The 16,153-nt window shown below is 33.3% G+C and carries 10 protein-coding genes and 1 tRNA gene; 5 read left to right on the top strand and 6 right to left on the bottom strand.

The window, feature by feature from the left end:
• Positions 1 to 37 precede the first annotated feature (37 nt).
• Positions 38 to 1,012 carry a zinc-dependent alcohol dehydrogenase family protein gene (locus OQ292_RS06535; RefSeq protein ID WP_284685248.1) on the bottom strand — a complete coding sequence of 325 codons (975 nt, stop codon included), beginning with the start codon at positions 1,010 to 1,012 and terminating at the stop codon, positions 38 to 40.
• A gap of 256 nt (positions 1,013 to 1,268) precedes the next feature.
• Here OQ292_RS06535 and OQ292_RS06530 point away from each other — a divergent pair, with 256 nt between their 5' ends.
• Positions 1,269 to 2,189 carry a hydroxypyruvate isomerase family protein gene (locus tag OQ292_RS06530; protein ID WP_284685247.1) on the top strand — a complete coding sequence of 307 codons (921 nt, stop codon included), beginning with the start codon at positions 1,269 to 1,271 and terminating at the stop codon, positions 2,187 to 2,189.
• Between the two features lie 599 nt (positions 2,190 to 2,788).
• Here OQ292_RS06530 and OQ292_RS06525 read toward each other — a convergent pair.
• The 4 genes from OQ292_RS06525 to OQ292_RS06510 all read right to left on the bottom strand — a co-directional run bounded on the left by OQ292_RS06525 (position 2,789) and on the right by OQ292_RS06510 (position 6,763).
• The gene (locus OQ292_RS06525; protein WP_284685246.1) at positions 2,789 to 4,696 is read right to left on the bottom strand and encodes a DUF294 nucleotidyltransferase-like domain-containing protein; all 1,908 of its coding nucleotides are present in this window, start codon (positions 4,694 to 4,696) and stop codon (positions 2,789 to 2,791) included.
• Positions 4,693 to 5,391, bottom strand: a complete 699-nt coding sequence (locus OQ292_RS06520; protein ID WP_284685245.1) for a 3'-5' exonuclease — start codon at positions 5,389 to 5,391, stop codon at positions 4,693 to 4,695. The genes OQ292_RS06525 and OQ292_RS06520 overlap by 4 nt, the downstream gene beginning before the upstream one ends.
• A gap of 144 nt (positions 5,392 to 5,535) precedes the next feature.
• Positions 5,536 to 5,608 (bottom strand) — tRNA-Thr (locus OQ292_RS06515).
• A gap of 87 nt (positions 5,609 to 5,695) precedes the next feature.
• On the bottom strand, positions 5,696 to 6,763 hold the full coding sequence (locus tag OQ292_RS06510) for an Ldh family oxidoreductase (protein WP_284685244.1): 1,068 nt from the start codon (positions 6,761 to 6,763) through the stop codon (positions 5,696 to 5,698).
• A 110-nt stretch (positions 6,764 to 6,873) separates the two neighbouring features.
• Here OQ292_RS06510 and OQ292_RS06505 point away from each other — a divergent pair, with 110 nt between their 5' ends.
• The 4 genes from OQ292_RS06505 (at position 6,874) to OQ292_RS06490 (ending at position 12,379) form a co-directional block, all read left to right on the top strand.
• On the top strand, positions 6,874 to 7,878 hold the full coding sequence (locus OQ292_RS06505) for a glycosyltransferase (protein ID WP_284685243.1): 1,005 nt from the start codon (positions 6,874 to 6,876) through the stop codon (positions 7,876 to 7,878).
• Positions 7,879 to 8,058: 180 nt separating this feature from the next.
• Entirely contained in the window at positions 8,059 to 9,198 is a 1,140-nt protein-coding gene (locus OQ292_RS06500) for an acyl-CoA dehydrogenase family protein (protein ID WP_284685242.1), read from the top strand.
• A 334-nt stretch (positions 9,199 to 9,532) separates the two neighbouring features.
• On the top strand, positions 9,533 to 11,686 hold the full coding sequence (locus tag OQ292_RS06495; protein WP_284685241.1) for a patatin-like phospholipase family protein: 2,154 nt from the start codon (positions 9,533 to 9,535) through the stop codon (positions 11,684 to 11,686).
• 534 nt (positions 11,687 to 12,220) lie between these two features.
• Positions 12,221 to 12,379, top strand: coding sequence for a hypothetical protein (locus OQ292_RS06490; protein ID WP_284685240.1), 159 nt, complete (start codon positions 12,221 to 12,223; stop codon positions 12,377 to 12,379).
• Between the two features lie 93 nt (positions 12,380 to 12,472).
• Here OQ292_RS06490 and OQ292_RS06485 read toward each other — a convergent pair whose 3' ends face one another.
• Positions 12,473 to 15,919, bottom strand: a complete 3,447-nt coding sequence (locus tag OQ292_RS06485) for a two-component regulator propeller domain-containing protein (RefSeq protein WP_284685239.1) — start codon at positions 15,917 to 15,919, stop codon at positions 12,473 to 12,475.
• Positions 15,920 to 16,153 lie beyond the last annotated feature (234 nt).

The raw sequence follows: 16,153 nt of genomic DNA, 5'->3' as shown, positions 1-16,153 counted from the left end.
TGTAAAACTGTTTGAAAAGGCTTTGTTAATCTATTATCTATTTGAAAGAAATTAATATTTTGCCCTTTCTACCTTGGCTATCTGCTGTTTTAACAGCTTCCTTAATTTCATCAATTGTATATTGTTTTTCAACATGCATTTTTAAAGTTTGCGAACTGAAAGCTTGAATAACTTCAGCAGCAACAGATTGAATCGTTTGTTTATCTGCTTCTCTGAGCCAGCTAGATAACCAGAAGCCTTCAATTTTTAGATTTTTAAAAATCATTAATCCATTGTGTATTAAACTTTCTTTAAGACTTAACATGCCATAAACAAGCACTTTTCCTCCTCTTTTTAAACTCTGCAAAGCTTTACCAGCTAGTTCTCCACCAACAGCATCCATACACACAGAAACTCCTTTGTTCTCAGTGAGCTCCATTACTTTTTTTGCTAAAGTTTCTGTTTCTGTATTGATTACAGCAAATGCACCTAGCTTTTTTAGTTGTTCAATTTGAATATCTTTTCTTACAGTACAAATAGTTTTAATGCCTTTTTGAGCTGCGATTTGTACAACTAACTGACTAAATGTAGATCCTCCAGCTGTTAATAATAAAAATTCTCCAGCCTGTAAGTTAGCTTCATGTAATAAAGAGAATGCTGCAAATGGGTTTACAAAAAGCTGGCAAGCAACTTCGTCTGGAATGCTATCAGGTACTGGAATAGCATCATTCACATTTACTATAATATACTCAGCCCAACTTCCAATGCCTGTAAAACTTACTCTTATACCTTCTTTTAACTGAACATTTGTACCACACTTATTAACAATACCAACTCCTTCAAAACCTGCTCCCGATGGTAATTGAGGTCTAATTCCATATAAACCTTGTACAAACATTATATCAGAAGGATTGATGTTACTACAAGTTATCTTAATTCTAATCTGCCCTTTTTCAGGTTCAGGTAGAGGAATGTCTTTTATTTGTAGTACATCTTCTGGAAGTCCAAGTGTATCAAAAATTGCAGCTTTCATAATTTGTGTTGTTTTTATCCAATTTAGCAATTCAAATCAAATGATTTTTTTTGATCAATACCAGATAGTATTCTTTTTTCTAAACATTGAACACATCTATGATAGCTATTGTAATGATTTTGGAAGATATTTAACTGATTCTTTTAACCATTAATTACGCTCATTTGGTCAGGATTTGCCCTTATTCAAGTAAGGGTGTTAATCTGTGATCATAAATTTTCCTAGATTTATAGAAGAACAAAAAAGTTTAGTAAACATGAAAAGAAGAAATTTTATACGAAACAGTGCATTAGGAGCAGTTACAGCAGGTATTTCAGGAGGAACAATTCTAGCAAAAGAATCATCGAAAAGAGTAAAGCATAGTTTTAACTTAAAATATGCGCCTCATTTTGGCATGTTTAAAAATGCAGCAGGAGAAGATTTATTTGATCAGTTAAAATTTATGGCCGATATGGGCTTTAAAGCGATAGAAGACAATGGGATGAAGGGGCGTGATAAAGCAACTCAAGAAAAAATTGCAAAACAGCTCGACGCAAGTGGAATGGAGATGGGTGTATTTGTTGCACACAATATTTATTGGAATGAGCCAAACCTTACAAGCGGAGATAAAGATAAAAGAGAAGAATTTTTAAAAGATATACAAGATTCTGTAGAAGTTGCAAAGCGAGTTAATGCTAAATGGGTTACGGTTGTTCCAGGTTATGTAGATCTTAGAAAGGAAATGGGATACCAAACTGCTAATGTGGTAGAATCTTTAAGAAGAGCTTGCGATATTCTAGAACCGCATGGAATAGTAATGGTTTTGGAGCCACTTAATTTCTTTAATCATCCTGGAATGTTTTTGAGTAAAATACCTCAGGGATACGAAGTTTGTCGAGCTGTAAACAGTCCATCTTGTAAAATTTTGTTCGATATATACCACCAGCAGATCACAGAGGGCAATATTATTCCAAATATTGATTTGGCTTGGGAAGAAATCGGATATTTCCAAATAGGTGATAATCCGGGTAGAAAAGAGCCAACTACAGGAGAAATCAACTATAAAAATATTTTTAAACATGTACATGAAAAAGGATTTGATGGCATATTTGGAATGGAACATGGCAACTCAAAATCTGGAAAAGAAGGTGATATGGCAGTAATTGATGCTTATGCTACTGTTGATAAATTTATGTAAAATCATTTTTTTTTCATATTTAAAAAAGAGCTTATTGTTAGATAAGCTTTTTTTTATTTGTTGATTTTTCTATAAAAGTTACATTGCTGATATATGAGGGGAAACTGCAAGAAAAGTCTCGATTATAACTCTCAAATTTGACATATCTCTTTTGAGAAAATCCTTTAAAACTTTTTAAACTATGAAAAATCAAAATCAACCCTCATTAAAAGATTCGTTTGTAAGAGTATATTCACACGAGCTAGAGCAGGTAATCAGAATTTACAAAAACTGATTTTTTCAAGTAATGTCATGAAGTATGTAGTCGAGATTAAAATTGGGAAAGTAAAACTTCTTGTGAAATGGGGAGAGCATATTTAGTAGAAAACTAAAGTATAGCTATAAGTCAATTATGTTTAATTGAAGTTCACGCTAATTATTATATAAAGTACAATGTTCAATTAAAGTCAATGCAGCCTTAATCTTAACAGATACCAACACATAAAGCACTGATATGTTCCTAATGCAAATTGCAAAGTAATTTTTATAAACTTGATTTGTATCTAACCAAAAAAAGCACTTACTAATTAAGTGCTTTTTGTTTTTATGTTAGAGTGTGCTTAACCGAAAATGGAGTTAGTAAACTCTATTTTTATTTTCAACTGAAAGTCTTTAATAACTTTAAAAACCTCTTTTAGCGTAACCTGTTCTATTTTGGTGAGACTTTTTGGGTCTATGAAGTTGTTAGGTTCTGCTTTATCATTTCTAATTTGTGTAGCTTGTTTTTTGAGGCGCATACCCATTAGATAATAATAAGCCTGCATTAATTCGTGGAATTGTTTTTCTGTAAAAATCCCAATTTCTCTTAAAGCTTCAATGCGTTCACCTGTATTCGTTTTAAAAATCTTATTCTTTAGCGCATAAACCCTAACAAGGTCTACGATTGGTGCCATGGTTTTTTTAATGTTAAAAACCTGCTGAGAGCCTTGTGTAAAAGTTCTAATGTTTCTGAAAAAAGTGAGAGGTGGTTCAAACTGCAAAGCAATGTTTGCCATATGATAGAAGAACCTGTCTAAAGGTTTATCTAGCTTTTCATAAAGGAAATCTTTCAATTCTTCTAGAATTGTTTCATCTCCATATATATATCTGCAATCAAAGAAAATAGAAAAGTTCATTACAGTCTCTGGTAAAGATTGATCCATCCAGCTTTCGTAATTCCTTTTCCAGTGAGAGAGTGAATGTGTCCACTTAGGATTTTTAGCCATAAAGCCGCCAGTACAAAAGCTAAAGCCTATGTAATCTAAATGACCAGATACTTTCTCCGAAAATTTCAAGAAATATTCCCTTACTTCTTCTCTGTGTTCATTTGCTTTGTCTTCGTAGATAATAGCATTATCTTGATCTGTTTTAAGGGTTTGTTCCTGTCTGCCTTCACTACCTAAAACCATAAATACAAATTTGGCAGGTGGTTCGCCCATTTCTTCTATCACAGTTTCAATTACTTTAAAAGCTATGGCATCAGAAACAGTGGTTATAACTTGATTAACAATCTCAGATTTTACACCTCTATTTAGTAGCTGGAAAACAATCTCAGGTACTTTCTGCCACTTTTGCCTTAATTCATCTACTGTAAGTGCAAGTTTAACCGACTGTATAAATACAAATGGAGACTGTGCCTGTTCACTCAATAATCTATTCCTGCTTATTACTCCACTAACTTCACCATTTTTTTCTATTAATAAGTATCTGATTTTATTTTGAAACATTAATAAAATTGCCTCATAAACAAAAGCTTGGTCATCAATAGAAACAATGGGGTTGTCTATTACTTCAAGAATAGGCAAATTAATATCTAGTAACTTGGCTATTACTTTATCTCTAAGGGTAATATCAGTTACAAAACCAATAATTTTTTCTTCTTGATCTTTTACAAACAAGCAACTGATTTTTTGCTCGCCCATAATTCTAGCCACTTCGTAAATAGGAGTTTGGCTATCGCAAGAGATAACTTCTCGTGGATCAATGGTTTCTATTTTTCTAGAATACATTTGATCAGAAGCAATAAAGTTTTCTTCGCGAGTTGTATTTGGCTTTACAAAATGGGCATATTCATCATTTAGCATCAGTCTGCCAAATTCAGCAGTAAAATAATGAAAGAAGTCCTCGTAAGCTTGGCAAAGCGCCTTAAAGTGATTTCTGTGGAGGAAAAGAACACGAGTTCCTTTTTTAGCAATTACAGTTCTTAGAGACTTTTTTTTATTTAAAAGTACAGATATGCCACCAAAACAAAAGCCTCTACCATATTTTTCAATTAGTCTTTTATTCTGACCACTGTCGTAAAAAAATGCTTCGAACTCACCGTCAACCAAAATTTCAATTCCCTTCATTTTAGATTCATCCTGAAGGTATATTACTTTTTCTTTTGAGTAATATACATCTTCAAGTAGGTCTATTACTTCCAGTAAAACATCGTCTGGCAATACATCAAATGGTTTTACTGTTTTCAGGAATTCTAATTGGTCGTTCATAGAAGGTGGATGATATAAAGAGAAAGTATAAAAAGTATCAGAATTACAAAGCCAAAACCTTCTTTCTGGAAGATATTAAACTTCCAAGCTTTTGGTTTGTTCTGATTTTGAATGACTTTATCAGTAATGTCTCCTTTTCTTTTTAATTCAAAAAAGCACTTGGCTACGGCCTGGGCATCTGCCAATGCATTATGTTGGTTATCGAGTGGCGAATTAAATAACCTTTGGTAAAGTTCACCTAATCGTAAAAATTTATGATGATTATAGTGAACAAATCCATATGTAAGTTGCATAGTGCAAAACTTAGGCAAAACCAATAAAGGGTTTTCAAGTCCAGCCCTGTAAAAACCTACACTTAGCATATGGAAGTCAAGTTGAATAAAATGACTCACCACCAATGGCTGATACTTCTTTAAGTCAGCCAATAATATTTTCATTACGTTACCCCTGTCTTTTCCATGTTTTTGCAGAAACTCATGGGTGATACCATGAATTTCTCTAGAAGCCTCAAGGATTTCATAATCTTTGTCTTCAATAAAATGATTTTCATATTTAACCTCTTTTCCGTCTTTTGTGTAAATAGACCAAGCTATCTGTACGATAAATGGCCAGTTATCTCTATCGGAATAGGGTTTATCCCAGTCTTTTGGCAACCCGGACGTTTCCGTGTCGACAAATAATAGATAGTCATTCACAGGTCGAAATTACCAAATAATTTTTGATCTGAAAAGAATGATAGAGAAGTAAAGTTTTTATTGAAAGGTAAAATCGATAGGAATGAGGGGGGGGATAAATAAAAAAAAGCACTTAAAGAATTTTCTTTAAGTGCTTTGGAGATGAGCCCCCTGACGGGATCGAACCGCCGACCTACTGATTACAAGTCAGTTGCTCTACCAGCTGAGCTAAGGAGGCTTTGCTTAACTGCTTTTGAAAAGCGAATGCAAATATATGAGCTTGTTTTTATTATTCAAACTTTCAGTAAAAAATATTTTATTTTTTTTAAATTTTTATTCCAAACTTGTCGGCAAGGGTCTTTAGATCCTTAATAACAGGAGGCAATAAAGGAATTCCCTTCTCTTTTCGCTCTTTTTCCATTTCGGTTTCTGGCTCTCCCGGAATTAAAACTCTTTCTTCTCCTTCTACTGTTTCCGCAGATTTAAAGCGTTTTATCCAATTATCCATATGCTGCTTAAATTCATTAGCAGGCCTAAAGGCATCAATTCTCATTACTCCAAAGAAATGGCCTAATCCTTCACCAACTGGTTTTTCTGGTAATGGGAGGAAGCTCACAAATGGTGGAGCCCAAGGGCCATAACCTGCACCCGAAAGTACAGCCGAGAAAATATCAACTACAGAACCCAAACAATATCCTTTGTGACTACCATGAACTCTATCGCCACCTAAAGGCAATAATGCGCCACCTTCTTTTACTGCAGAAGCATTGGTTGTTGGATCACCATCTCTATCTTGAACCCAGCCTTCTGGTGCATTTTCGTTTTTTCTTTGAAGAATTTCTAATTTACCATTGGCAACTGTAGTAGTAGCAAAGTCTGCTACAAATGGTGCTTCGTTACCAGAAGGAATGGCAACCGCAATAGGATTTGTCCCTAGTAGTCTTTCTTTTGAAAAAGTAGGAGCAACTAAGGGGCTTGCATTTGTCATTGCCATACCAATCATATCTTTAGAAAGTGCTTTCATGGCATGGTAGCCCGCAATACCAAAGTGGTTAGAGTTTTTTACAGATATCCAGCAAGTACCGGCTTTTTCTGCCTTTTCCATTGCTATGTCCATTACTTTAGGGGCAGCTACTAAGCCAAGTGCTTTATCTGCATCTACTACAGCCGTACTGGGTGTTTCATGAATAACTTTTATGTTCGGCTTTGGATTTATTCTGTCTTTTTCCCACAATCTCACATAACCGATTAATCTGGCAACGCCATGAGAATCTACACCTCTTAAATCTGCACTAATAAGCACTTCGGCAGCTAATGCAGCATCTTCTTCGCTACAGCCAATACTTATAAATACATTTTTGCAAAAATTTTCAAGCTTTTTATAATCGTACATAATTCTTCTGTTAAGGTCTGTTCACTTGATTTAGTTTTGAATAAAATTTCTAGTTTTAACCCTCAGAATTTATTCAACTAATTTTTTAACCTGCTTGCAATTTAGTCGATTTGAAAGAAAAAAAGTTTCCATTGGTCAGCGTTTTTGTTGCAGTAAGAGATGAAGAAGAGAATATTATTGCTTGTTTATCAACATTACTAGCGCAAAATTATCCTAAAGAATGTTTCGAAGTATTAATTGGGAATGACCAATCAACCGATAACACCGTGGAACTTGTTGAGTCCTTTATTGATTCGCTACCAAATTTTAAACTCATTCATATAAATGGTTTTAAAGGCGAGGCAAGAGGTAAAGCCAATGTGTTGGCACATCTGGCAGAAGTTGCAACCGGAGACTTTTTTTTAGTAACAGATGCAGATATGCATTTGCCTATCAACTGGATTGAGGGTATGATGAATTTTGCAAAAAAAAGAGTTGGGATTGTAACAGGGTATACAATACCTAAAAGTAATTCAATATTTTCTGCATTACAGGCAATAGATTGGTTAAATGCCCAAGCTCAAATTTATTTAATGGCTCAATTGAATATTCCTGTAACCAGTTTAGGTAACAATATGCTTATCAGTAAAGAAGCTTATTTGGAAACTGGCGGATATGAAAAAATTCCTTTTTCGATTACAGAAGATTTTGAATTATTTCAGCAAGTGGTTAATAAGGGTTGGACGTTTGCCCATCCATTTTATAAAGTGCCAGCAGGGATAACCATACCAGTAGAAAGTCTGCCATTATTACTTAAACAAAGAAAAAGGTGGATGCATGGAGCAATGCAGATTAAATGGTATTTGAAATGGGCTTTGGTATTAGATGCATTATTTCTCCCTTTTGTTTTACTAATGCTTTTTTTCTTTCCAATAGTGGCGCTTACATTATTTGTGTGTAGGTTTTTGCTAGTAACTATACTTACATCTTTTATAATTACACAAACGGATCAAATACCATTATTAAAGTACGTTTTATTATTTGATGTTTACCATCAAGCATTGTCATTTCTTTTAATTTCTTCATACACTTTTTCCAGAGAGGTGGAATGGAAAGGTAGGGCCTATAAGGTTTAATAAAGAAATACATAATTCGTTGAAATAAATTAACTCAGGATCAAAAAATTATACAAGTTTATCATTACTAAAAATTGTATTTTTATATGTTATGAAAACTGGTGGCAATCAGAACAAATCCTTAACCTTAAATGTATATATGAAGGCGAGTTCCTTCAACCAAAAATTAATAAAATAAATATGGAAGCAACAACAAAAGAGACTAACGAGATGGTGTCACAAATGGTAAGAGATTTTGCAGAACGCAATATTGAACCTTACCGCAAAGAATGGGATGACGAACAAGTTTTCCCGATAAACATTTTTAAAGAACTTGGTGAACTAGGCCTTATGGGTATTTTAGTGCCTACCGAATATGGCGGTTCTGGTTTTGGTTATATCGAGTATGTAACAGCAATCTCAGAGCTTGCAAAGTACGATCCTGGAGTAGGATTATCTTTAGCTGCTCATAACTCTTTATGTACAAACCATATTTTACAATTTGGAAGTGAAACACAAAAACAGAATTGGTTACCTAAACTAGCATCAGGTGAATGGATAGGAGCGTGGGGACTTACAGAACCAAATACAGGTTCAGATTCTGCAAATATGAGAACCATTGCCAAAGAAGATGGTGATTACTGGATTTTGAATGGATCTAAAAACTTTATTACTCATGGTAAAAGTGGAAATTTAGCAGTAGTAATTGTGCGTACTGGAGAAAAAGGTGATTCTCATGGAATGACTGCATTCGTTATTGAAAAAGGCACGCAGGGTTTTTATTCTGGCAGAAAGGAAGATAAACTTGGAATGCGTTCTTCAGAAACTACAGAGCTCATTTTTGATAATTGCATGGTGCATAAAGATAATATTTTAGGTAAAGTAGGAGAAGGGTTTATACAAGCCATGAAAATATTGGATGGAGGTAGAATTTCTATTGCTGCTTTAAGTCTAGGAATTGCTCAAGGAGCTTTGGAGCATTCAATTGAATATTCAAAAGAAAGACAACAGTTTAATAAACCAATAGCTTCTTTTCAGGGAATTTCATTTAAACTGGCAGAAATGGCAACAGAAGTAGAAGCTGCCCGATTGCTTACCTATCAAGCTGCTGAGATGAAAAATAAAGGTGAATATGTAACCAAGTATTCTGCTATGGCAAAACTTTATGCTTCAGAAGTAGCAGTGAAGGTGGCTAATGAGGCAGTTCAGATTTTTGGAGGTTACGGCTTTACAAAAGATTATCCGGTTGAAAAATATTATAGAGATTGTAAGCTGTGCACAATTGGTGAAGGAACTAGCGAGATTCAAAAAATAGTAATTTCACGTGCGATATTAAAGTAAATAACATTCTCTAAAACATAAATGAAAAGCTACTCACGATAGAGTGGCTTTTTTTATTTGAAGTGATCATATCTTATTTCAAAGTTGTTGTGTATATGAGGTAATTGATTGATTATCAAATTTAAACTAACCAGTTTGTGAAGGTAGAGCTTAAATTCTCTTACCCATAATTCATATTTTTTTATGACTAGCTGCGTTATGTACAGACAATTCCCAATCAATTTTTTTAACTGTGTTGAAGTATTTTTTTTATAGGATCATCTTTTCGTTTCCTATCCATTTATTAATTTATCAATTAAAGAAAAACCTTTTTCTTTTAAGCTACTGGATAGTTTTGTGGGGCTTTGTAAGTGGTAGTCTAGGTGGAGGATTAGGGGTTAAATATCTGTTTCTCGATCCAGAATATTTAGATAAAATCAATTTCTTCAGCTTCTTCTTTATGGGGTTTGCTTGGGGTAAATTTATAATGGCATACCACATAACCTGTTATATCCTTTTTGCTTACAGATATAAGTTTTTAGCTTCTTTAAGAGCTCCTTTTATTAAGTTTTGTGAGAATAACAGTATAATTCCTTTGGTTTTTACCATCTATTATCTTGTGCAAATTGTTTGTTTCCAGTTAGAGGTAGAATTACATAATACTTTTGAGATTATAGTTTTGGTTAGTGGCTTTTTGTCTGGCTTAATATCTACTATTTTGTTTTCGGTATTTTACTTTAAAGCAACTAACATCAATCTTTTTAAACACATTGCAGAAAATGTTGATAGTAAGGTAAGAAAGAGTCCTTTGCAAAGGGTAAACCTGATGGATAAAATCAATAAGTCTAAAAAAGAAAAGGTGGTAATTACCTCTTACTTTCATTTTCCATTTTCATTTAAACAAGTTAGTAACAACATACCCGCTAATAAGGAAAGTATAATGAAGGTGTTTGATCAAAATCAGTTAAATGCCTTAATTATTCAGCTAGTAGCTTTATTAATTATCTTGAGTTTAGGTTTGCTTAGAGATTTTTCTTTTATGCAAATTCCGGCTGCTGCGAGTACACTCATTCTGTTTTCTATTCTTTTACTTTTTACCGGAGGAGTTCATTATTGGCTAAAAGACTGGGCTTTGGGTATTTTTCTTTTTACAGTAATTATAGTTTCGGTAATTGCAGAATACATGCCCCAAAAGCTTTATCATCAGGCCTTTGGAATGTCTTATGAAACAAGAGCTATTTACAACAGACATAGAATAAGTATGCTGCCTAATTCAAATAATATCTGGAAAGATATTAAAGCAACTAAAACTATTTTAGAAAGCTGGAAGAATAAACAATCTAACAAAGAGAAACCTAAAATGGTAATCTTATGCATGAGTGGGGGTGGGCAGAGAGCTGCGGCTTGGACTATGAGAACATTGCAAGTAGTTGATAGTGCATTAAATGGAAAACTCATGGATAAAACCACACTAATGACAGGTTCCTCTGGTGGATTAATTGGTGCTGCGTATTACCGAGAATTATATTATAATAAGTTTTTAGGAGATTCGATCGATCTAAATGATAAATTATATTTTGACAACATGAGTAAAGATAAACTCAACCCCATGATTTTTACCATGGTGGTTGGTGACTTCTTTTTCAGGTTTCAGAAGTTTAAGTTGGGAGGCAAAAGCTATTATAAAGACAGAGGATACGCACTAGAACAAAAAATTCTACGAGATACAGATAATCTGCTTTCTAAATCTCTTTCTTATTACAAGATGCCAGAAGGCAAAGCAGATATGCCTTTGATGATTTTAAGCCCTACAATTGTAAATGATAGTCGAAGGTTATTCGTCTCCTCTCAGGGAGTTTCTTATATGTGTAGAGGTTTAGGTGGAGCTACCAGCAGACCACAAATAAGAGGAATAGAGTTTAGCAGATTTTTTGAAAAACAAGAGGCTGATAGTATTAGGTTTCTCACAGCTTTGCGAATGAATGCCACGTTCCCATATGTGACACCCAATATTGTGTTGCCCAGCGAACCACCAATGGAAATTGTAGATGCTGGTTTGTTTGATAATTTCGGAATAGACGATGCATTGCAGTTCATTTATGTATTTAGAGAATGGATTAATGAAAATACATCGGGAGTGGTGTTAGTTTCTATTAGAGACTCGCAAAAAGGAAATAGCATACAATCTCATCATTACAAACCATTTTTTGAAAGCATAATTACTCCATTTACTCATGTTATGGGTAACCTCACACTACTGCAAGATGTTGAAAACGACTATGACATCGAATATGCAGAAGAGTGGCTAGATAAAAAATTCTGGCTATTGGAATTTGAGTATCAACTTAGCCCTCCAGAAATGCGTAAAGCTATTAATGAAGAGTATGCTTCATTAAGTTGGAGGCTGACCACTCCTGAAAAAAATAGTATTTATAACGCCATTAATTATCCTGCAAACCAGAGAACTCTTCAAAAGCTAAAAGCTTTACTTACAGATCAAAATATGTAATTCTCCAAATTTTCACTTTTCTGCATTTTGAAGATGTTAATGAATGCAATTATTTGTAAATGGGTGAAATAGACCTTATCAAGGAAAAGTACAATATGCATTATTTGTAGTTAATTGTTTAATCATAAATATGTCTATTAAAAGAGTTTTTCTCTTTAGTCTTTTTTAAACAGTTTATCTAAATTTTGGCATTAATGCTAATTTTTGATCATTAATTATTGGATTTAATTAATTGATAATCAATTAGTTGTTTTTTATTGTGGTTTTTGAGAAAACACAAGTTAATTATACTTACTTTTAAGTAATCACTCATCCCTAATTTATTCATCAGCAGTGTTATAAAAGTAGTTATAAATGCAATTCTTGATATCTTAATATGAAGGAAAAATTCTATTAATACATTGTAAACAATCCTAAACAATGAAGTAGGACATTCTCGCGTACTTTTTGCTGAAAATAATTATATAGATATTAGTATATCCAATCAGCTATAATAATTTTTTTGATACCGATTTTTAGAACATGCTAGATCGTATGAACAGATTACAAGAGAATGACCAAAATCAATCAGTATTTGAAGTACTAGAGAGACTAGAGAACAAGATTCACGAACTGAAAGGTAATCTTAGCCGAATAAAAAGGAAGTCTTTGGAATTTAGACTTAGAACTTTAAATCAACACGAATTGAAGTAATATGTAATTTGCTACACAAATTATGGTAAAATGTGTGGCTTAATTACACGATATATTTATTAGAGAAACAAAATTAAAAAAACTAAGGAAAAATTAAATTTTAATAGCCAATAAGGTTATGTCATCCCTTTGTTCAACATCTTTTTGATGTTCTTGTAGGAGGGTTTTAATGGCTGCCTTTTGTTCTGTTAATGAGTAGTTGCCAATTTTTCCTAAAGTATTTATAAGGTTGAAAGACCCAAGTTTTTCTTTCTCTTTATTGTGCTGATCAACTATTCCATCAGTAGATAGGTAAAGAATGCCTCCTTCGGGCAATGGTACATTTTCAGCTTCATACTTTTTGCTTTGAGTCTGCCTGCCTCCAATAGATTTTCTGCTACCTTTTAAGGTATTTAACTGATGCGTTTGCAGGTCATAATAATATAATGGTCTTTTAGCTCCACAAAAAGTGATTTTAGGTGCTTGCTTTGGAGATTCTTCAATAGCAACCATGCAAATATCCATGCCGTCTCTATTACCTAATTCTTTTTGTTTAAGGGCTTTTATAATGCCGTAATTGAGCAGCTCCATAATTCTTACCAGATCGGTAATTTTCTTTTCAATAATAATTTCGTGTAAAAGAGCATGACCAACCATACTCATAAACCCACCTGGTACACCATGACCTGTACAGTCTATAACTGCAATTATTTTAATTATAGATTCATGGTTTTTGGTTTTAGATACCCAATAGAAATCTCCTGATACAATATCTTTTGGTTGATAGAAAAGAAAATAATCTTGTAAAACTTGATCTAGTAGTTTGGTTTCTGGTAAAACAGATTGCTGGATAGTCTCAGCGTATCTTATGCTATCAGTGATTTTTTTATGACTCAGTTCAAGCTCTTTTTTCTGTAGCTCAATTTCATAGTTTTTTAATTCAAGAACTTTTTTACCTTCCTCTACTTTATGTTTCTCTTGTAACAACTCTTTTGTTCGTAAATCGACCAGTTTTTCAAGTTTATAGTTTTCTTCTTTAATCCTTTTAGTTCTCAGTCTATGTGAGATAAAAGCGCCACCAAATAATAACATAAGCCCCAATGTTCTAAACCAGAGCTGCTCCCAAAATGGTGGCTCTACAATCAAATCCAATGAGGTACCTTCATTATTCCAGATATGGTCGTTATTAGAGGCTCTTATTTTTAATGTGTATTTACCAGCTGGTAAGTTGGTATAAGTCGCTACTCTTTTGCTACCTATTTCATTCCATTCAGCATCAAAATTTTCTAGTTTGTATGCATATTGGTTGTGCTCTGGATGTCTAAAATTTAATGCTGCAAATTCAAATGAAATCACATTTTCATTGTGTTTCAAATGTATTTCTCTGGTTTCACTAATATCTTTTACTAGATATGGTCTGTTTCTGCTTAATGTTTCTTCTGGTCTCAGGCTTTGATTAAACAGTTTAAAACCTGTTATTACAATAGGAGGAATGTAAGTATTTTCTTTAATGTCATCGGGGTGGAAGTAGCTCAAGCCATTTAGTCCTCCAAAATATAAATTTCCCCTCTTATCCTGATGGTAAGCTCCTTGGTTAAACTCATTGTTTTGGAGGCCATCTTTAATGCCATAGTTTTTAAATTTCTCAGCGTTTGTATCGAAACAAGAAAGCTCTCTATTGGTACTTATCCATAAATTATCATTTTTATCACTTAGTACTCCATATATACTATTGTTAGGTAGCCCGTCTTTTTGCGAGTATCTTGTAAATGAGAAAGTCTCATTTCCATTAGTTTCTTTAATGCTTAATTTGTTTAATCCTCCACCTGCAGTGCCAATCCATATATTGCCACTTTTATCTTCATAGAGAGTTCTTACATAGTTATAGCTCAGGCTGTTTTCATTCCAGTTTTCATGCACAAAGTGTTCAAAAACAGGAGTTAACATTCCACTCTCACCAAAATATAGTCTGTTTAATCCTTCTGAAGTACCTACCCAAAGGTATCCGTTTTGATCTTCCAGAATAGCTCTTACATAGTTGCCCTTTAAACCCTTAATATCATTTTTGTTATCTTGATATATGGAAAATTGTTCTTTGGTTTTATCAAACTTGAGTAAGCCATGAGTGGAACCTAACCACAAACGGCCTTTGCTATCTTCATAGATTTCGTGGATGTGGTTTGCACTGTTATAATTATTGATGTTTGATGGAGTGCGATAGTTTTTTACTAAAAAATCAATATTACCATCTTTATCTATCTGGTAATTTATTTTACTAAGCCCATTTTGCGTGCCAGCCCAAACAGTTCCTTCATTGTCGATATATATTCCTTCCACGCGACTGTCTAAAATGGAAGGTGTAGACCATTTGTTTTTGCTTAATGATGCAATGTGTTTAGATGCTTTATAAATATTAATCCCACCTCCGCGAGTGGCAATCCATAATAGGCTGTCTTTACTAGTAGCAATTCCTCTTACATTATTTTCACTCAAAGAATTAGAATCGCTATAATGCTGAGAGATTGTTTGAAAAATCTGAAATGATGGATCGTGTTTGCTAACTCCATTATAGGTTCCCAACCAGATAATTCCAGAATGATCTATAAAAACATCATATATATAATCATCTGCGAGGGTATTGTCATTTTCATCAACATGCTTGAATTGTTTTAGCTGTTTATTACCCAATTCATAACAGAAAGCTCCTTCACCAGCAGTTGCCAGCCACAGGTTACTACGTTTTTCTTTTGCAATTGAAGTTATAGGCAAGTTTTTATTTACTGGTTGCCAGAAAAGTTCAGCCTCATTTTTAAAACTATCGAAAGCTAATAATCCTCGATTAGTACCAACCCATAAAATTTCGTCTTCTTTTAAAAAACTATATGCTGAAAAAGATTCTATTTGTCCTTCTTTGTTTTCAAAAGTATTTATTAGAGAAACTACTTTTCTTTTACTAATGTCAAATTGAATAATCCCATTTGAAGTAGCCAACCAAATTGATTCTGAGTCAGTTTGAGCTATTGCACTAATAACTTTATCTGTGGAATCAGGAAAAGAAAAATGATAGTTTGTGAAGCTCTTAGTATTTCTTTGAAAGTAACTCAATCCCTGATTTGTACCAATCCAAAGATTGTGTTTGTCATCTTCAAATATTGACGAAATGTGATTTGATGCTATGGTACTAGGGTTAGAATCTGTATGCTGATAATTACTAAATTTCTGAGTAGAAGGATCAAATCTGTTCAACCCCCCGCTTCTGGTAGCAATCCAAATAATTCCTTCGTGATCTTCATATAATGAATGGATGAAGTTATTTGAAAGAGAATTTAATTTATTAGGGTCAAAGTGAAATTGTTCAAATTGGTAACCATCGTATCTGTTTAGACCATCTTGAGTACCAAACCATAAAAAGCCTTTCTTATCTTGTAAAATACATCTGATTGTACTCTGAGTAAGTCCATCTTCAATTGTGAACTTTTCAAATCTGAGTGAATTTTCTTGAGATAATACTTCAGAAACCTGTAGTAAAAAAAGTAATATTGATAATATGATAGCTTTCAAAAAAATAGTTTTTTAGTCCGTAAACTTCTTTTCTCAACGCCTTTGAGATTGATGTATTATTGAATTATTCATCAGCAAAACCTTGATAATTAGTTGTTTGGACTATTTTTTTGAATTGTTTTTCAAATGGAGCTGATATTTTTAAAAAGTATGTGAATTTCTTTCTTTTTCAAAAGGTTTTCAGTCTAAGAAAAGCTAAGCTTTATTTTCTTCTTATTTTAGCATTTGTAAATT

The sequence above is a fragment of the Chondrinema litorale genome (assembly GCF_026250525.1).
Taxonomy (GTDB): domain Bacteria; phylum Bacteroidota; class Bacteroidia; order Cytophagales; family Flammeovirgaceae; genus Chondrinema; species Chondrinema litorale.
This window is presented reverse-complemented; position numbering and strand designations above follow the sequence as displayed.